Origin of the sequence: Streptomyces sp. 4F14, assembly GCF_048159485.1 — a bacterium.
In the GTDB taxonomy this organism is placed as follows: domain Bacteria; phylum Actinomycetota; class Actinomycetes; order Streptomycetales; family Streptomycetaceae; genus Streptomyces.
On the sequence record NZ_JBLRVY010000018.1, the window covers coordinates 16,024 to 36,082 of the forward strand.

A 20,059-nucleotide genomic window follows, 5' to 3' on the forward strand; every position below is an offset into this window, starting at 1 on the left:
ACTCGAACGGGTAGCCGGAGGCCGAAGCCGCCACCCTTTCCCGGGCGGGGGATGTACTGCGATGATCGCCCTGGACGAGGCGGTTAACCACCGTTAACGACGTGATTCCGGAGGATGCGATGAGCAGCGAGGAACGGTTCGGCGAGCATGTTGTGGTCCGCCGTCACGCCGACGGACACGTGGCGGAACTGGTGCTGGACCGGCCGAAGGCGATGAACGCGGTCTCGACGGACATGGCGCGCGCAATCGCGTCCGCGTGTACCTCTCTGGGGGTGGACCCCGAGGTGCGGGCCGTGGTCCTCACGTCCTCCAACGACCGGGCCTTCTGCGTCGGCGCCGACCTCAAGGAGCGCAACTCGTTCACCGACACGGACCTGCGCCTCCAGCGTCCGACGACCCGCGCCTCGTACACCTCCGTCCTCGACCTCCCCGTCCCCGCGATTGCGGCGGTCAACGGCTTCGCCCTGGGCGGTGGCTTCGAACTGGCCCTGTCCTGCGACGTGATCGTGGCGGACGGCACGGCGGTGGTGGGGCTGCCGGAGGTGTCGGTGGGGGTGATCCCGGGGGGCGGGGGCACGCAGTTGCTGCCGCGCCGGGTGGGAGCGGCTCGCGCGGCCGAGCTGATCTTCACGGCGCGGCGCGTGGAGGCGGCGGAGGCAAGGGAGTTGGGGTTGGTGGACGTACTGGTGGAGACGGGGAGGGTGAGGGAGGAGGCGCTGGCGCTGGCGGGCCGGATCGCCGCGAACTCGCCGGTGGGACTGAGGGCGGCGAAGAAGGCACTGCGGCTCGGCCAGGGCCTGGACATCAGGGCGGGCCTGGAGGTGGAGGACGCGGCGTGGCGGACGGTGGCGTTCTCGGGGGACAGGGCGGAGGGGGTGCGGGCGTTCAACGAGAAACGGAAACCTGTGTGGCCGGGTGAGTGAAGGCATGCATCGAGGGCTGCCGTCTTGGATGCCGGGTGACGGGTCTGTTTTTCAGGGGCGCGGGGCTGTATCGATTTGCGGCTCCGCCGCGTGGGCGCGACCAGCCACGACGCACCCGCACCCCGAACACCCCAGACCCCCCCACTCGGACCGCCCCGAACCCCCCTTTCACCCCAAATATCCCTAGCCTGAATCAATGGGCGACGAAAGACACCTCGCGGCAGTAGTGACGCTCGCGCAGGGACTCGCAGCCGCACGCACCCCCAGGGACACCTGGGCCGCCGCGGCGGCAGGCGCATGCCACGCCCTGGACGGCACCTTCGCGGCCCTGTCGGTGTGGGAGCGGGAGCTAGGGCGACTACGGGTACTGGTCAACGTGGGAGACAGGGCCCCGGACGAGGAGCAGTACCCCGAGTCGGAGTCGTACCCGGTCCACCAGTTCCCGGAGATCACGGAGTTCCTGCACGAACGCTGGGCGACCGGCGGCGAGCCGAACGCGTGGGTGGAGACGGCGGCGGGCCCGACGACCGGCGCCCCCGGCTACGTACACCAGCGCGTCGCGGCGCTACGCCGCAGGGGCCGGGGTTCCTGCGTGGTCGCCCCGATCGTCCTGCACGGCAGAGCCTGGGGCGAGCTGTACGTCGCGAGACCGACCCACTCGCCCCCTTTCGAGCGCGCGGACGCGGACTTCGCGACGGTCCTCGCCTCGGTCGTCGCGGCCGGCCTCGCGCAGACGGAACGCCTGGAGGAGGCCCGCCGCCTCGCGTTCACGGACGCGCTGACGGGCCTGGCGAACCGCAGGGCCGTGGACGTCCGCCTGGACGAGGCGATCGAGCGCCACCGCGAGGACGGCGTGACCGTCAGCCTCGTCGTCTGCGACCTGAACGGCCTGAAGAGGGTGAACGACACGCAGGGCCACGCGGTGGGGGACCGCCTGCTGGAACGGTTCGGCTCGATCCTGTCCCTCTGTGGAGCCATGCTCCCGGGCACCCTCGCGGCCCGCCTCGGCGGCGACGAGTTCTGCCTCCTCGCGGTGGGCCCGACGGCCGACGAGGTCGTGTCGGCGGCGACGGAACTGTGCCGCAGGGCGGGCGAGTTGGAGCTCGGCGAGGGCGTGGCCTGCGGGGTCGCGTCCACGGCGGACCCGATCGGCCCGATCCGTACGGCCCGCCGCCTCTTCCGCCTCGCGGACGCGGCCCAGTACCGGGCGAAGGCGGAACGCGCCGGGTACCCGGTGGTCGCGGGGCGCAAGGGCCCCGAGGACCCCGTAGTACTTCTGGCGGACACCCCACCCCCTACCGGCGCCGAGCGCCGCCGCTTCCGGGGGGAACGCGAAGGTAAGGGGTGAAACGCCGCTCCGCTAGTGACACGGTCCTCTTCAGTGCGTACGCTCCTGAATATGGATATGCACACTGTGGTGGTGGGGACCTCCGGGGTCACCGCGTCCGACGTCCTCGCCGTGGCCCGGGGCGGAGCCCGGATCGAGCTGTCGGCCGAGGCGGTCGCGGCGCTCGCGGCGGCGCGGGAGATCGTGGACGCGCTGGCGGCCAAGCCGGACCCGGTCTACGGGGTCTCCACCGGCTTCGGGGCCCTGGCCACCCGGCACATCGGCCAGGAGCTGCGCACCCAGCTCCAGCGCAACATCGTCCGCTCGCACGCCGCCGGCATGGGCCCGCGCGTCGAGCGGGAGGTCGTCCGGGCGCTGATGTTCCTGCGCCTGAAGACGGTCTGCTCGGGTCATACCGGAGTACGCCCCCACGTCGCCCAGACCATGGCCGACATCCTGAACGCCGGTATCACCCCGGTGGTCCACGAGTACGGCTCCCTCGGCTGCTCCGGCGACCTCGCCCCCCTCTCGCACTGCGCCCTGACCCTCATGGGCGAGGGCGACGCGGAGGGCCCCGACGGCACCGTACGCCCGGCCGGCGAGCTGCTCGCGGCGCACGGTATTACCCCTGTGGAGCTACGCGAGAAGGAGGGCCTCGCCCTCCTCAACGGCACCGACGGCATGCTCGGCATGCTGCTGATGGCCCTCGCCGACCTCGACGCCCTCTACAAGGCCGCCGACATCACCGCGGCCCTCTCCCTGGAGGCGCTCCTCGGCTCCGCGAAGGTCCTCGCGCCCGAGCTGCACGCGATCCGCCCGCACCCCGGCCAGGGCGACTCGGCCGCCAACATGCTGGCCGTGCTGGACGGTTCGGGGCTCACCGGGCACCACCAGGACGACGCGCCGCGCGTCCAGGACGCGTACTCCGTGCGGTGTGCTCCGCAGGTCGCCGGGGCCGGGCGGGACACCATCGCGCACGCGCGCCTCGTGGCGGAACGGGAGTTGGCGTCCGCCGTCGACAACCCGGTTGTTCTTCCGGACGGTCGTGTCGAGTCCAACGGCAACTTCCACGGTGCGCCCGTCGCCTACGTCCTCGACTTCCTCGCCATCGCCGCCGCCGACCTCGCGTCCATCGCCGAGCGGCGGACCGACCGGCTGCTCGACAAGAACCGCAGCCACGGTCTGCCGCCGTTCCTCGCGGACGACGCCGGCGTCGACTCCGGCCTCATGATCGCCCAGTACACGCAGGCGGCGCTGGTCAGCGAGTTGAAGCGGCTCGCCGTACCGGCGTCCGCCGACTCGATCCCGTCCTCGGCGATGCAGGAGGACCACGTGTCGATGGGGTGGTCGGCGGCGCGCAAGCTGCGGACGGCCGTCGACAATCTGACGCGGGTGATCGCGGTGGAGCTGTACGCGGCGACGCGGGCCGTGGAGTTGCGCGAGGGCCTGACGCCGGCACCGGCGACGCAGGCCGTCGTCGAGGCCGTACGCGGGGCGGGTGTTCAGGGGCCTGGGCCCGACCGGTTCCTCGCGCCGGACCTGGCCGCGGCGGACGCGTTCGTGCGGAGCGGGGGGCTGGTGGAGGCGGTGGAGAAGGTGACGGGGGCGCTGCGGTAGGGGGTGGCACAAAGGGTTGGGCCCCTGTCCCTCGTACATGTGAGGGTCAGGGGCCCGTAGTGCCCGAGTACTACCCGGTTACTTCAGCTTGGCGAGCTGGGCCGTGATGAGGGCCGGCGGGTTCATCGGCATCTTGCCGTCGCCCGCGAAGGCGGAGAAGTTGATGGTGTAGAAGGTGGCGACGGTGTTGCCCTTGCGGATCACCTCGCCGTGGACGGTGGCGGTCTCGCCCTCCACGTCGACGGTCTCGACGAAGGCCAGCGCCTCGTCCCCGCCGCCGGCGCCCTTCTCCGAGGCGACCTTGGTGATCTTGCTGGCCTCGCCCTCGCTGTCGGTCGAGGTGTAGCCGGTCGCGCAGGTGGTGATGCTGTCGGAGACCGCCTTCATGGCCTTCTGCGCGCCGTCACCCTCGTAGGAGGACAGGCCCACGAGCGTCCGGGTGGCGTCCAGGAGCGCTGCGGCGTCGAGGCTGCCCGAGGTGGGGGCGGCCTTCTTCTCCTTGAGGGAGTTGCTGGCGGAGATGGTGGTGTCGCCCGGAGGCAGGGCCACCGAGGACCAGACGAGCGGCCCGCACGCCGCCTTGTCGATCTTCGCCTCGCTCTTGGCCTTCGGTACGAGTCCCTCGGTCGCCTCGACCTCGTACCCGGTGACGTCCCCCGCCACCAGCAGCAGCTTCTTCAGCTCCTCCGCGGTGTGCGTCTTCCCCGCAGGCGCCGCGGCAGCGGTCGGCGTCGACTTGGCGTCCGCCGCGGTGTCCTTCTTGCCCTCGTCGGAATCCGACGAGCAGCCCGTGATGAATGCGAGCGAGAGCGCGCTCGCGGCGGCCGTCATGGACAGCCGCACCCCCCAGGAACGGTTCATGACGCGAACTATGAAGTTCAAGCCAAGGGACAGTCAAATGAGGCTCAAAAATCCAGGCGTTCCCGGCGAACCGAATAAAGCACGAATCCCGCACCCAAAGTGAGGAAAAGGCCCCCGCCGACGACATAGGGCGTCGTGTCGAAACTGCCGGTGTCGGCGAGCTGCGCGCCGGACGAGGTGTCGGCGGCGGGTACGGCGCGCGCCTGCTGGGAGGCGCCGGGCGTCTGGGGCGAGACCGTGTCCGCCTTGGCGGACGGGACGAACCACAGGGCGCACAGGAGGGTCCCCGCGGCGGTGGCGGTCAGCAGGGGGCGGCGAGCGGTGGACACGGAATATCGATCTCCTTGTGCGCGGGAGAATGCGGCCGTGGGGGCGAGCTTAGTGAAAGGCGAGGGTCACGGGAAAGTCACGGTGGAAAGAGATCGTACGCTCCCCGCATGAGCACTGAAGAAACCTCGCGCTTTGTCCGCCTTCGCGTGGATATCGTGCTGGAACTCGACGACGAAGGCGCCGTGACCGGCGCCGCACTGGAACGCCTCGCGGAGGATCCGGAGCTTCCGGACGCCGAGCGCGCGCACGCCGAGAGCGCTGTGACGGAAGACACCGCCGAGGCGCTCGCCTATCTCGTCGACCCGTTCGGCCTGGTCAGCGGCGTGCCCGGGGTGGAACTCGTACAGGCTTCCTGGTCCACGGAACGGATCGACTACGACCCCGATTCGCCGGAATGGGACCTCGACGAGGATGATGACGAGGAGGGCGACGCCATGGACCGCAACGGTTGAGCGTCCTGGGGAACCAGTGAAATCCGCGGCCCCGGACGGAAACCGCGTCCGGGGTTTCGTCGTCTCAGGCAGTGTTGACGTGGTGTCCCCCACATGACGGGAACGTGTGGAACGCGGGGCGATGGTTGAAGCGTTAACTGGGAAGAGGGTCCCGGGGATGGGGGCAACCCTCGGGGAGATGTCCGGGTTCCGGGTAATCGGCAACGTATGGAGAAGCGAGTGATAGCGAACAGTAAGCGGCGCAAGGGTCTGATGGCCGCGTCCGCACTGCTCGGGGGGGTCCTGGTGCTCTCCGCGTGTTCCGGTGGCGACGACAGCGCCTCCGGCGGCGGGAGCGGCGAGTCCTCGCAGGCCAAGGCCGACGAGGCGGCCGCCCAGAAGGCGTCCGTGGCGGACATCAAGATCACGCCGGCGGACGGCTCCGACAACGCCTCCATCAACAACTCCGCGGCCGTCACGGTCAGCAAGGGCACGCTCACGTCGGTCGCGATGACCACGGCCGACGGTACGGCCGTCAAGGGCGAGCTCTCCGCCGACAAGCTGACCTGGAAGCCCAGCGACCAGCTGGAGCGCTCCACCACGTACAAGGTCGCCGCCTCGGCCACCGACTCCGACGGCCGTGTCGCCCACGAGAACGCGTCGTTCACGACCGTCTCCCCGGCCAACAGCTTCATCGGCAACTTCACCCCGGACAGCGGCTCCACGGTCGGCGTGGGCATGCCCGTCTCGATCAACTTCAACAAGTCGATCACCAACAAGGCGGCCGTCCAGAAGGGCATCACGGTCACCTCCAGCAGCGGCCAGGAGGTCGTCGGCCACTGGTTCGGCGCCAACCGCATCGACTTCCGCCCCGAGCAGTACTGGACGGAGAACTCCACCGTCACGCTGAAGCTCGCGCTCGACGGGGTCGAGGGAGCGCCGGGCGTCGTGGGCGTCCAGCAGAAGACCGTCACCTTCAAGATCGGCCGCAACCAGGTCAGTTACGTCGACGCGAAGACCAAGCAGATGAAGGTCACGCAGGACGGCAAGACCATCAAGACCATCCCGATCTCCGCCGGTTCGCCCGACAACAAGACGTACGAGGGCACGATGGTGATGTCGGAGAAGTTCAAGGAGACGCGCATGAACGGCGCGACCGTGGGCTTCACCGACGACGACGGCAAGGGCGAGTACGACATCAAGGACGTGCCGCACGCCATCCGGCTGACCAACTCCGGGACGTTCATCCACGGCAACTACTGGGGCGCGAAGTCCATCTTCGGCTCCACCAACACCAGCCACGGCTGCGTCGGCCTGTCGGACACGAAGGGCGCCAACGACACGGGTACGGCGGGGTACTGGTTCTACACGAACTCGATCGTCGGTGACGTCGTCGTCGTCCAGAACACGGGTGACAAGACCGTCGCACCGGACAACGGGCTCAACGGCTGGAACATGAGCTGGGCCGACTGGAAGGCCGGTTCTTCCGCCTGACGTACGGCAGTTGACCGATGCCGCCTCCCTCGCCGGGGGCGGCATCGGTGTTTTTACCGGCACTTGGGTTCACAGCGCCTTCTCATGCCGCTCTTATCCACGGCTTATGGAGTCATCACGCGCCGTCCCTACTTTTCGGCGCATGTTCTTCACCTACCTGAGGCGCGAGCTGCGCCGCCGCAGAAAGGCGGCCCTCGTCGTCGCCTCCGGGCTCGCGCTGGGTATCGCGCTGGTCATCGTGGTCAACTCCGTGTCCTCCGGCATGGGCAAGGCCCAGGACAAGGTCCTCCAGTCGCTGTACGGCCTCGGCACCGACATGACCGTCACCAAGGCGGCGGCCGCCGGCGGCACCGGCGCCGAGCGCCCGCGCTTCCAGTTCGACGCGCAGGACAGCGACTCCGACGCGTCGCAGAGCAGCGACGTCGTGATGGTGCGCGGCTTCCAGACGCTCGCCACCTCCACCGTCACGCAGGTCGGCAAGCAGAGCGGGGTCGCCGACGCGGTGGGCGGGCTCAGCCTCCAAGTCATCAAGGTGGACGGGCAGTTCACGCGCGGGCAGTTCCAGCAGGGCGGCGGTGGAGGCGGCCGTGGGGGCGCCGGTGGCGGTCAGCCCCAGGGTGAAGTCCAGGGCGGCGGCGCCAACTTCGACGTCAACAACTACTCCGTGTACGGAACCGACGTCGCCAAGCCCGAGTTGGGGCCGCTGACCTCCTCGAAGATCACCAGCGGGCGCACTTTCAAGACGTCCGAGACCGCCGCGAAGGTCGCCGTCGTCGACGCCTCCTACGCCAAGGAGAAGTCCCTCAAGGTCGGTTCGACCCTCACCATCAAGACGGTGAAGTTCTCCGTCATCGGCATCGCGACCGCCGACAGCGGCGATGCCGCCGCCAACGTGTACGTCCCCCTCGCCCAGGCCCAGACCCTCGGCGACGCGAAGGACAAGGTCACCACGGTCTACGTCAAGGCCACCGACTCCCAGCAGATCGACGGCGTCAAGTCGGCCATCCAGAAGAACATCTCGGGTACGACCGTGACGACGTCGGCGGATCTCGCGGACACGGTGTCGGGGTCGCTGTCGACGGCGTCCTCCCTCGCGACGAACGTCGGCAAGTGGCTGTCGATCGCGGTGCTCGTCGCGGCGTTCCTCGTCGCCGGGCTCCTCACCTCCTCCGCCGTCTCCCGCCGGGTCCGCGAGTTCGGCACGCTCAAGGCGCTCGGCTGGAAGTCGGGGCGGGTGACCCGGCAGGTGATCGGCGAGGCGATGGTCAACGGGCTGCTCGGGGGTGCGCTGGGCATCGCGCTGGGCCTCGCGGGCGCGTACGTGGTCACGGCCATCAGCCCCACGCTGCAAGCCCAGTTGGGCGGCGGCAACGGGGGCGGTGGCGGTGGCGGCGGGATGGGCGGCGGCGGTTTCGGGGGCGGCGGTCCCGGCCGTGCGGCTGCCGCGCGCACCCTCGACGTCGCGCTGACCGCGCCGGTCAGCGTCTCGACGGTCGCGCTGGCCGTGGGGCTCGCGGTGGCCGGTGGGCTCATCGCCGGGGCGTTCGGGGGCTGGCGGGCGTCCCGGCTGCGGCCCGCTGACGCGCTGCGGCGAGTCGAGTAGTCGGTTTACGAACCCCCGTACCTCATCGAGGAGTTGCTCACCCCATGTACGAACTCAGAAACGTCACCAAGCGCTACACCCGGGGCAAGGACGCCGTACTCGCCCTCGACTCCGTCGACTTGACCATCCCCGACGGCGACCGCCTCGTCATCCAGGGCCCCACGGGCGGCGGCAAGTCGACCCTGCTCCAGATGCTGGGCGGCCTCGACCGGCCCACCTCCGGTGAAGTCGTCCTGGACGGCACGGACTTGGCGAAACTCTCCGAGGCCAAGCTGACGAAGGTCCGCAGCGAGAACATCGGCTTCGTGTTCCAGTCCTTCAACCTCATCCCCACCCTGACCGCCCAGGAGAACGTAGAGACGGCCCTGGTCCCCTTGGGCCTCAAGGTCAAGGAACGCCGCGAACGAGCTGCCGAGGCACTGGAGTCGGTGGGTCTCGGCGAGCGCTTGCGGCACCTTCCCTCGGAGTTGTCCGGTGGCCAGCAGCAACGCGTCGCGATAGCACGGGCGTTGGTGAAGCGCCCCAAGGTGTTGCTGGCCGACGAGCCCACCGGCAACCTCGACGAAGGCATGCGGGACGAGATCATGGACGTGCTGGAGACCCTCTGGAAGGAGCACGGCCTCACTTTCATCATGGTCACCCACGACTCCTCCATCGCGAAGAAGGCGCCACGCCTGGTGACGATCAGGAAGGGGCGGATCACGGTGACGGAGAAGACACCCTCCTGACCCACCTTCAGACACCTCCCGGCGCACCACGCCGGGAGGTGTCCGCCTTCTCGTGATCATTACAGGATGATCACAACTCTTGCCCATTGTTCGATTTTGTCTATCTACTAACCCCTCTTGGTTTTTCTTTGGGGGGCTTTATGCGTTTCGTGCGGCCGTTCGCCGTGGCTGTCGCCTTGCTGATGACCGGCTCCGCCGGCACGGAAGGCGCGGTCGCTGCCAACACACGTGAGCGTGCACGTGTGTTGGCAGCGGACGCCCCCGACCAGCTCTGGGGATCCGCCGCCGGACGTGCCCACCGCTCCGCTCCCGGTGACACATCCGCCGAGGCGGCCGGCGGCGGTGCGGGACACAAGCCCTCCGCCGGGGAGTTGCCTCCGGAAACCGCCACCTCGTCGACACCTCTCGCCGCACCGGAGCCGGAACTCCCGTCGACCACCGCGATCTCACCCACCCCCGTGGAGCCGGAAGGCTTCGACCCCGGGACCAGCCGCGAGGTCCTCTCCGAACGACAGCGCACGGCCCGCACGTTCCAGAACACGGACGGCACCTTCACCACCCGCTTCTACGACGAGCCCGTCAACTTCCAGGACTCCCAGGGGAACTGGGCGGAGATCGACACGACGCTCCGGCCGCGCGGACAGGGCGGACGCTTCGGCCACACCATGAGCACCTCCACAGGCGGCTGGCAGATCACCGCGGGAGACAGCGAGACCACGTTCGCCGAACACGCCGACGGCACACCGCTCATGTCCCTCAGGACGGGTGAGGGCACGTCCGTCGGCTTCTCTCTCCAGGACGCCGCGCACGTGCCCGGCGAGGCGGACGAGAGCACGATCACCTACCGGGCCGTACGGCCTTTGGCGGACGTACGGTTCGTGGCCGGCGGCACGTCCGTCAAGGAGGTGCTGATCCTCAACGACGTGAACGCGCCCACCGAATGGGTGTTTCCCCTGCACACCGTGGGCCTGACCGCACGCGCCGAAGCCACGGGCAGCGTCGTCTTCGTCGACGCCTCCGGTGCGCCCCGGGCCCGGATTCCGGCAGGCTGGATGGAGGACTCCGACCTCGTCCCCAACTCCAACCAGGGGGAGATCTCCAGCGGCGTCCGCTACGAACTGGTCGACACCGACGGTGGACAGGCGTTGAAGGTCTCCCTCGACAGTGACTGGCTGAACGATCCGGAACGCGTCTTCCCGGTCAAGGTCGACCCCACGGTGGTCACGGTGACATCGACGGTCGCGTCCTCGGGCACCTACGTGCAGTCCCCGTACAACCAGAACTTCTCGGGAGACACGAACCTCAAGGTCGGCACCTACGACAAGGGCGGTCACAAAGCGGCGGCCTTCCTGCGCTTCAACGGTGTCGAGACCTCACTGAAGAACGCCTGGATCGTGGGCGCCAGGCTCGCCCTGTACAACACCTGGTCGTACTCGTGCACGGCCCGCCCGGTGACGGTCCACGCGATCACCTCGAACTGGGCCGAGTCGTCGACGTCCACCTACCCGGGGCCCGCCACCGGTGCCGCGCTGGCGTCCAAGAGCTTCACCCACGGCTGGCGGCCCGAGGGCCAGTCGGCCTACCCGTGCGGCGCGGCGGCCTGGGAATCGATCAGCCTGGGAGCGGCGGGCCGTCAGCTCGTCGACGACTGGACGCACAGCAGGAAGAAGAACTACGGCCTGGCCGTGAAGGCGTCCACGACGGACTCCGCGGCATGGAAGAACTTCGGCTCCGACGACTACCCGAACGGCAAGCCGTCCCTCGACGTGACCTGGACCAAGTACGGGGCGACCTACAAGCTCGGGGAGTTCGTCACCCCGATCACGGCGACGGCCGAGGGCGCGTTCCGTGTGACCGTCACCAACCGAGGCCAGGAGACCTGGCCCAAGAACGGCAACTACACGCTGCGCTACCTCCTGTTCGACGCCGTGGGCAAGGAGATCACGGACACCTCGAAGATCCTCTGGTCCCCGATGCCGGCCGACGTGCCGCCGGGTGCGGCGGTCACCGTCGACGCCAAGATCGCCCCGCTGACCCCGGGTGACTACACGCTGCTGTGGACGATGAACGACAACGGCGTCGCCACCTTCAGCGGAGCGGGCGTCCCACCGGCCGGGATCAAGTTCTCCGCCGTGAACATCCCACCGGCACTGACGCGTGTCGCACCGGCGAGCGGGGCCGTCGTGAACTCGCTGACCCCCACCCTCTGGGCCGCCGCGACCGACCGCGACCGCTACCCCAAGGCACTTCAGTACCAGTTCGAGGTCTGTGAGGTCGAAGGCAAGAACACCCGCAAGAACTGCCGGACGGGCCCCCGCGGTACGTCTCAGCAGTGGGCCGTCACGAGCGGCTGGCTGTCCTGGGCGAAGACCTACGCCTGGTACGCGTACGCCTATGACGGAAGCAGTACCTCCACCCGCCCGGGTCCCTCCTTCCTGACCCCGGAAGTGCCCCAGCCCGCGATCACCGGGCATCTCGGAGGAGCCGACGAGGGCGACGAGTTCGAGGAGAGGTCCGGCAACTACTCCACCGCCGCCACGGACGCGGCGATACCGACCGTCGGCCCCGAACTCTCGGTGACGCGTACGTACAACTCCCAGGATCCACGCCGCAAGAACGCGTTCGGCGCGGGATGGGCGACCCGCTGGGACATGCGGGCTCTGCCGGAGAGCGACGGAAGCGTCCTAGTCACCCTGTCCGACGGCACCCAGGTCCGCTTCGGCCGCAACGCCGACGGCAGCTATGCCGCGCCGTCCGGCTCGACCGGCACGCTCAAGGCCGAGGCGGGCGGAGGCTGGACGCTCCGCGACGCGAGCGGTGCTCTGTACACGTTCGACTCCGGCGGCCTGCTGACCAGGATCGCCGACGGGCACGGCCGGGTGCAGCAACTCGCCTACACCAACGGCCGGCTGACCAGGGCGACGGACGTGGTCTCGGGGCGGTTCCTGGACTTCGGCTGGTCCGGGGGCCACGTCACCACGGTCGAGACCGCCCCCGTCGGCGCCGTCGGCACCGGCCTCAGATGGTCGTACACCTACGACGGGGACAGCCTCGTCAAGGTCTGCCCGCCCGCGTCCACCACCGCGTGCACCGGATACACCTATGAGGACGGCAGCCTCTACCGCAGTACCGTCCTCGACGCGAACCCCTCCTCCTACTGGCGCCTGGACGAAGCCGAAGGCGAGAGCGCCGCGAGCCAGGCGGTCTCCCGCACCGGTATGAACGCGGCCCAGTTCCGGGACGTCACCAGGGGTGCGACCGGTGCCCTGGCCGGAACTCCCGACAAGGCGGGCTCCTTCGACGGCACGGACTCCCACCTCGCGCTGCCCGACGACGCCCTGGGATCCTCGCCGTTCGCGTCGGTGGAGCTGTGGTTCCAGACCACGAAGCCCGGCGTGCTGCTCTCCCAGGCCGACGAGCGCATGGAGGACGTCGACCCGTCCGTCAGCCAGTCCACCCCGCTGCTGTACGTGGGTACGGACGGCAAGCTGCGCGGCCAGTTCTACTTCCCCGGCACCACCTGGACCCCGCTCACCTCAACCGGGACGGTCAACGACGGAGCCTGGCACCACATCGTGCTCTCCGGCGCGGGCACCTCCCAGACCCTCTACCTCGACGGCGTCGCGGTCGGCTCCAAGACCGGCGCCATCGACCACCTCGAACAGCGCTACACCTACGTCGGTCTGGGCTGGACCGCCGTGCCCTGGGCGGGCATCGACAAGACCGACAAGCTAGGCCACTTCACCGGCCTCGTCGACGAGGTCGCCGTCTACGACCACACCCTCGACCTCGCGACGGTCGCCCAGCACTTCGCGGCCAGGGGAACCGTCCCGCGCGTCACCAAGGTGACGCTTCCCTCGGGAAGGACCGACGCCGAAGTGACCTACGACGCCGGTACCGAGCGCGTCACCGAGTTCAAGGACTCCGACGCCGGTGTGTGGAAGGTGTCCGCCCCGTCGTACTCGGCGGGATCGGCGGCCTACGACACCGTGGTACGCGGCTCCGGCCCCACCGAGTACTGGCGCCTGGGCGAACGCCGTGGCGTCACCGCGTCCAGCGCTCTGCCCGAGGGCTCGGACGGCTCCTACGGGGACGGTGTCGCGCTGGGCACCTTCGGCGCCTTCTCGGACGGCGACGACACGGCCGCCGGACTGAACGGCGACTCCTACATCCAGGTCGCCGACGGCTCCCTGTCCGGTACGAGCCTGTCGGCCGAACTCTGGTTCCGTACCGACAAGCCGGGCATCCTGCTGACCGAGTCCAACGCGGACATCAGCGAGAACACCGTTCCCTCCCGCGCGACACCGCTGCTGTACGTCGGTACGGACGGCAAGCTGCGCGGCCAGTTCTACTCGGAGACGACGAACTGGACACCCCCGGTCTCCAAGAACGTGGTCACCGACGCGCAGTGGCACCATGCCGTCGTCACCGGCTCCGGCACCACCTCCGCCCTCTACGTGGACGGAGTCCTCGCCGGCACGGTCTCCGGCACGATCACCCACCTCGACCAGAGTCAGATCTTCCTCGGCAAGGGCCGTACCGGCTCCCGCTGGACCGCCCTCGACTCCACCGACCCCTGGGGTCACTTCAGCGGCGCCCTCGACGAAGTCGCCTTCTACCCCAAGGCTCTGAGCGCCGCCGAGATCCGTGACCACTTCCGCTCCCGTACTGGCATGGTGTCCGGTGACAGCCCGCACTACCGCGGTGCCGTGACCGCCGACGCCCCCGCCGGTTACTGGCGCCTGGGGGAGACGTCCGGGACCCAGGCCCGCAGCCAGGTCGCCGCCATCGACGGACAGGGCACCTACACCAACACGGCCCTCGGTGCCGACGGCATCTTCGGCACCGGCGAGAACACCGCCGTCACCCTGGGCGGCAACGGTTACGCCGAGATACCCGGCGGCATCCTGCGCGGCTCCACGGACCTCGCCGTCGAACTCTGGTTCAAGACCACCAAGGCCGGCGTTCTGATCGGCGACCAGTCCGCCCCCATGGGCTCCACCGCCACCGGCACCTACGCCCCACTGCTGTACGTCGGCACGGACGGCAAGCTCAACGGCAAGTTCTACTCACCCGGCCTGGGCACCGCGAAGGTCGCCTCCGCCGACACCGTCACCGACGACCAGTGGCACCACGCCGTCGTCACCGCCACCGGCACCGCCCAGACCCTCTACCTCGACGGCGTCCAGGCCGCCACCCTCACCGGAGCCGTCAGCCACCAGTCCAACACCCGCACCTACATCGGCACCGGCTTCGCCAAGAACTGGCCCGCCGCCCCCGCCGACGCGAGCTACTTCACCGGCCAGATCGACGAAGTCGCCGTCTACCAGCATGGTCTGACGGCAGATCAGGTGGCCGAGCACTACAACGCACGCCAGTACTCCGGAGTCTCGGCGCTCGCCTCCACCGTGACGGTCACCGACCCGAAGGGCGCCACGACGAACACCACCTACGACGCCCTGCGCGGCGGACGCCGGATCACCTCGACCGACGCGAACGGCGGCCTCACCACCTACGCGTACGACACCGGCGGCTTCCCGCACACGGTCACCGACCCGAACGGCCACGCCACCATCACCGGTCACGACGCCCAGGGGAACCCGGTCTCCCGGACCACCTGCCGGGACGCCGGATCCTGCTGGACGTCGTACGAGGAGTTCTTCCACAACGCCGCGAACCCGCTGGACCCCCGCAACGGGAAGACCGTCGCGACCCGTGACGCCCGCAGCACCGGAGCGGCCGACAACCGCTACCGGACCACCATGAGCTACACGGCCCTGGGCCTGCCCGAGAAGATGACCCTCGCCGACGGCCGGACGTCGTCCACGACGTACACCGCGGGAACGGAACCGGCGACCGGCGGCGGAACCACTCCGGCGGGGCTGGTGGCGACCACGGTCACCCCGCAGGGCGCGGTCACCTCCTACGCGTACTTCTCCGGCGGAGACCTGGCCAGGACCACGTCCCCGTCCGGACTCGTCACCACGTACACGTACGACGGGATCGGCCGGAACACCTCCGAGACCCAGGTGTCCGACACCCACCCGAGCGGTGTCACCACCACGTACGCCTATGACGACCGCTCCAATGTCGTCGCCGAGACGGGTGCCGGGACGAAGAACGAGATCACCGGCACCACCCACACCGCGAAGACCGTCCGGACCTACGACGCGGACGGAAACCTCCTCACCGAGACCGACAGCGACCTCACCGGCGGCGACCAGGCCGGCACCACCACCTACCACTACGACAGCCGCGGCCAGAACGACACCGTCACCGACGCCGAGGGCAACGTCACGACGTACGCATACGACACCCTGGGCCGGCTCACCGGCGAGAAGGACCCGCTCGGCAACGAACTGGCCCACCGCTACACACCGATCGGCGACCCGGCCGAGACCGTCCTGAAGAACTGGACCGGAAGCCCCACGGGCGAGCCGCGCGACCTCGTCATGGAGTCGAACGCCTACGACCCGGCCGGCCGTCTCGCCTCGACCACCGACGCCATGGGCGCGACCACCGCCTTCACCTACTTCGACGACGGCCTCCCCGCCACGACCACCGCGCTCCAGGTGGAGCAGCCGGACGGCACGCGCCGTGACATCGCGACGGAGGCCAACACCTACGACGGTGCCGGTCACCTCACCCAGCAGGTCACGGGCGGCGGAACGAGAACCGAGTCCCACACCGTCGACGCCACCGGGCGCGTCGTGCGTTCCGTCCTCGACCCGAACGGGATCAACCGCTCCGCCGACTACGTCTACGACAACGACGACCGCGTCACCGAAACCGCCCTCCGCGCCTCCGGCACGGAGACGGTGACCGAACGCTCCACCTACGACAAGGCCGGCAACGTCACGGCCGCCTCCCTGTCCTCGGCGACCACCACGCTGACCGCACGGCACACCTACGACGCACGCGGCCTCCTGCTCAGCAGCGTCAGCCCGCGAGGCACCAAGACAGGCGCGGACCCGGCGACGTACACCACGAACTACCGCTACGACGCCCTCGGACGCCTGGTCGAACAGACCTCCCCTGCGGTGACCACCGAAACGTACGGAACCACCCCGCAGACGAAGCGGCCCACCGTCACCATCGGCTACAACACCTACGGGGACACCACCGACTCAAGGGACGAGAACGGCGAGACGACCCGGTCGGCCGTCGACAGGCTGGGCAGGACCGTCGCGCTGACCCTCCCGCCGTACACACCCTCGGGAGGAACCGCGACAACTCCCGTGTACCGCACGGCCTACGACGCCCTCGGACGCGTCTCGACCACCACCGACCCGCTGGCCCGCACCACGCGGTACACCTACGACCAGCTCGGACAGCTGTCGCAGCGGACGGACCCGCCGGCCACCGGCGCGACCCTGCCCCCGGACGGCACCACCCTCCTGCTCGAAGGCGGCACCACCCGGTACACCTGGACCCCCACAGGTCTTGCGCTCTCCATGACCACACCGACCGGCGCCCGCACCGAGGCCACCTACGACCGGCTCGGCAGGCAGCTCACCCAGACAGAGGTCGAACGACACCCCTCCCCGCAGAACCTGATCACCCGCTACACCTGGGACGACGCCGACAACCTGACCGCCACCACGTCACCGTCCGGACTCGTCAGCTCCGCCACCTACAACACGGCCGGTGAGGCACTCACGACCACCCAGCCCGGTGGGGCCGTCACCCGGTACACCTACGACGGACTCGGACGCCAGACCCAGGTCGTCGACCCCACCCAGCGCCGCAGCACCTTCACCTACGACCTGCTGGACAACGTGACCGAGGCCACCGACCACGGGACCGGCACGACCGCGCTGCGCACGTTCAGGTCGGCGTTCGACGAGGAGGGGAACCAGACCTCGGCCACCTCCCCGACCGGCGGTCAGACCTCGTTCGTGCACGACGCGCTGGGACGCCTCACCCAGCAGACCGAGAAGCTCACCGGCGACGACGCGATCACCACGGGCTTCGGCTACGACCCCCGGGGCAACCGCACCCGCCTCACCGACGGCAACTCCCGCTCCGTGTACTACACGTACAACGCCTGGGGCCTCCAGGAGTCCACCGTCGAACCTGCCGCAGGGCAGCACCAGGCCGCTGACCAGCGCACCTGGACGACGGTCTACGACGCGGCAGGACAGGCGGTCGGCGAACTCCTCCCCGGCGGCGTCAAGCGCCAGAAGACCTACGACGGACTCGGCCGGCTGATCCGCGAGACGGGCTCCGGCACGACCGCGGCCACCACGCCGCGCGCCCTGTCGTACGACCTCGACGGCAGGCTCACCGGCGTGGGCACCGACGGACTCTCGCCCGGCAACACCTACACGTACAACGACCGCGGCATGCTCCTGCGGGCCCAGGGCCCCTCCGGCACCTCCCAGTACGCCTACGACGCCGACGGCAACATGACGACCCGAACCGACGCGGCGGGAACCACCCGCTTCGCCTACGACTCCACGGGCCGCCTCGACTCCGCCGACGAACCGCTCACCGGTACACAGATCCAGTTCGACCACGATGCCGCGGGACGACCCACGAAGGAGCGCTTCGCCCGGGTCACGGACACCGGGCAGACCGTGATCAACGCGGAGCGTACCTACGGCTACGACAGCCTGGGCCGGACGTCCTCGGACACCGTGACCCGCACCGCCACCGGTGCGTCCGTCACCGGCATCACCTACGGCTACGACCTCGCCGACCGACTGCTGACCAAGACCACCACCGGAACGGCCGGCGCGGCGGCCAACACGTACACCTACGACCTGGCCGGCCGCCTGACCTCCTGGACCGACGGCACCACCACGACGCCCTACGAGTGGGACAAGGCCGGGAACCTCACCCGCCGGGGCAGCGCGACAGCCACCTACGACGCGCGCAACCGCCTGGAGAAGTGGGGCACCGACACCTACACCTACAGCGCCCGAGGCACCACCGAAACCGTCACGAAGAGCGACGGCACCTCCCGCGTCACCGCCTCGGACGCCTTCGAGCGCACCGTCTCCCACGGCACCGACTCCCTCACCTACGACTCGCTGGACCGCGTCCTGACTTCCGGTTCCACCTCCTTCACGTACGACGGCGGCTCCAACAACCTCGTCACGGACACGGTCACGGCCTACACGCGCACACCGGACGGCGAACTCCTCGCCGGAGAGTCGCCGACGACGACCGGCACGGAACAGCTCGCCGTCACCGACCAGCACACCGACCTCGTCGCGGGCCTCAACGCGGACGGCACCACCGTCGTCGGTTCCCGCGCCTACGACCCCTTCGGCCGGACCACCGCGAAGACCGGCAGCACCCCGACGCTCGGCTACCAGTCCGGCTGGACCGACACGGCCAGCGGTGAGGTGAACATGGCCGCCCGCTGGTACCAGCCCGGAACCGGCTCCTTCACCTCCCGCGACACCTGGCAACTCGACCCCACCCCGTCGGTCAGCGTCAACCGCTACACCTACGGCGACGCCGAGCCCCTCAACGGCACGGACCCGACGGGCCATGCCTACGACCCCCGCAGCGGCGGTGGCGGCGGGCGCGGCGGCGGCGCCTCCGCGCCCAAACCCGCGCGGGGCGGAGGTTCCAGCGCCAAGAAGCCGAAGTCGTCGAAGAAGCCGAGGAAGGTTCCGGGGCGGCAGCCCGGCAACGCCCGGAGCCAGGAGTGCTCCTCGTACTCCGCCCGCTGCCGGACGAAGCCGACGGCTCCCGCGCGCACATCGAAGCCGAAGCCCTCCACACGCCCGACGAGACCGGCGACGTCCTCTTCCGCTTCGAAGAACACAAGCTGCTCCTACCGAGGCACCTGCCGCAGCACGAACACCCCCACCCGCCCCCGCTACAACTCCCCGTCCCGCACCACAACCAACAAGCCCGGCACGGGCAAGACGACTCCGACCGCACCGAGGGTCGTGCAGAACCCGAACGCGGGGAAGAACCCGAGACCGGCGACCACTCGACCGAAGCCTCGGCCGGAGGTGAATGTGGGGAGGGTGGAGCAGAGGTCCCTCGACACTTCTCTGCAGTTCAGAGACATGGTTGACCGAGCCGCGATAGCTGCAGCCCAGCAGCTCATTCCGGTAGCCGTAGAAGGCTCTGCTGGGGGTAACGGGGGGACGTCGGACAGTCGAAAATCGAAAGACTGCCGACGTGGAGGTAAGGGGTGGGTTTCCTACGGAGATCTAGACCTGTCTAATGGCGGGCGCGCGACCGGTATGGAAGTGTGCTTGGACAGCGCTTATCTGGAGGAAAATAAAGGAAGCCCGGTTGGCGACGAGAAGCCGCCAGGATATCTTTGGGCTCGAAGCTATGCGGGATATCTGGGTAATCGGCCGCCCGGCGATTGGGTGAATGCCTGCCACCTGTTGGCAGAGAGCCTAAGCGGCGACGGTCGCAATATGCAAAACTTGGCTACTTGCTCCCGCGCGACAAATAATGTGCCAGTTAGTCGTGAAGACCCCGGTTTCAAAAGACATATGTATTACTACGAGAAGCAGGTTAAGCGAGCCGTCGATGAGGGGCAGGTGGTGCACTATCAAGTAATTCCGAAGTATATAGGGTCGAGAACTGTTCCAATCTCCTTCGAGATGACGGCTCGTGGCACGCTGGATGGTAAGCCTGCCCTCGCGTTCGGGGCGCCCGTGCCGAATATGATGTATAGTAACAAGTTTGAGTATTGGTCCAATATTGGCACAGTTGTTCACGAGGGTGTATCTGTGCCGACCGCAGGCATGAAATAGAACCTCCAG

The 20,059-nt window shown here is 69.1% G+C and carries 10 protein-coding genes; 8 read left to right on the forward strand and 2 right to left on the reverse strand.

Features of this window, described 5'->3' with window-relative positions; genetic code table 11:
• The first annotated feature begins 119 nt into the window (after window positions 1-119).
• From ACLZOT_RS28370 to hutH, 3 genes are all read left to right on the forward strand, one after another.
• A complete protein-coding gene (locus ACLZOT_RS28370; RefSeq protein ID WP_416971936.1) occupies window positions 120-923 on the forward strand; it encodes an enoyl-CoA hydratase/isomerase family protein in 804 nt (267 codons plus the stop codon).
• Between the two features lie 196 nt (window positions 924-1,119).
• The gene (locus ACLZOT_RS28375) at window positions 1,120-2,271 is read left to right on the forward strand and encodes a diguanylate cyclase domain-containing protein (protein WP_416971937.1); all 1,152 of its coding nucleotides are present in this window, start codon (window positions 1,120-1,122) and stop codon (window positions 2,269-2,271) included.
• A 57-nt stretch (window positions 2,272-2,328) separates the two neighbouring features.
• Window positions 2,329-3,867 carry a histidine ammonia-lyase gene (gene hutH / locus ACLZOT_RS28380; RefSeq protein WP_416972114.1) on the forward strand — a complete coding sequence of 513 codons (1,539 nt, stop codon included), beginning with the start codon at window positions 2,329-2,331 and terminating at the stop codon, window positions 3,865-3,867.
• A 78-nt stretch (window positions 3,868-3,945) separates the two neighbouring features.
• On the opposite strand, the gene ACLZOT_RS28385 is transcribed toward hutH, so the two are convergent.
• On the reverse strand, window positions 3,946-4,728 hold the full coding sequence (locus ACLZOT_RS28385) for a hypothetical protein (RefSeq protein ID WP_416971938.1): 783 nt from the start codon (window positions 4,726-4,728) through the stop codon (window positions 3,946-3,948).
• Window positions 4,729-4,772: 44 nt separating this feature from the next.
• On the reverse strand, window positions 4,773-5,057 hold the full coding sequence (locus ACLZOT_RS28390) for an LPXTG cell wall anchor domain-containing protein (protein ID WP_416971939.1): 285 nt from the start codon (window positions 5,055-5,057) through the stop codon (window positions 4,773-4,775).
• 108 nt (window positions 5,058-5,165) lie between these two features.
• Here ACLZOT_RS28390 and ACLZOT_RS28395 point away from each other — a divergent pair, with 108 nt between their 5' ends.
• The 5 genes from ACLZOT_RS28395 (at window position 5,166) to ACLZOT_RS28415 (ending at window position 20,050) form a co-directional block, all read left to right on the forward strand.
• On the forward strand, window positions 5,166-5,510 hold the full coding sequence (locus tag ACLZOT_RS28395) for a hypothetical protein (RefSeq protein WP_416971940.1): 345 nt from the start codon (window positions 5,166-5,168) through the stop codon (window positions 5,508-5,510).
• Window positions 5,511-5,717: 207 nt separating this feature from the next.
• A complete protein-coding gene (locus tag ACLZOT_RS28400) occupies window positions 5,718-6,983 on the forward strand; it encodes a L,D-transpeptidase (protein ID WP_416971941.1) in 1,266 nt (421 codons plus the stop codon).
• Between the two features lie 142 nt (window positions 6,984-7,125).
• Window positions 7,126-8,586, forward strand: a complete 1,461-nt coding sequence (locus ACLZOT_RS28405) for an ABC transporter permease (RefSeq protein ID WP_416971942.1) — start codon at window positions 7,126-7,128, stop codon at window positions 8,584-8,586.
• Between the two features lie 44 nt (window positions 8,587-8,630).
• Window positions 8,631-9,314, forward strand: coding sequence for an ABC transporter ATP-binding protein (locus tag ACLZOT_RS28410; protein ID WP_416971943.1), 684 nt, complete (start codon window positions 8,631-8,633; stop codon window positions 9,312-9,314).
• A gap of 140 nt (window positions 9,315-9,454) precedes the next feature.
• Entirely contained in the window at window positions 9,455-20,050 is a 10,596-nt protein-coding gene (locus ACLZOT_RS28415) for a LamG-like jellyroll fold domain-containing protein (RefSeq protein ID WP_416971944.1), read from the forward strand.
• Window positions 20,051-20,059 lie beyond the last annotated feature (9 nt).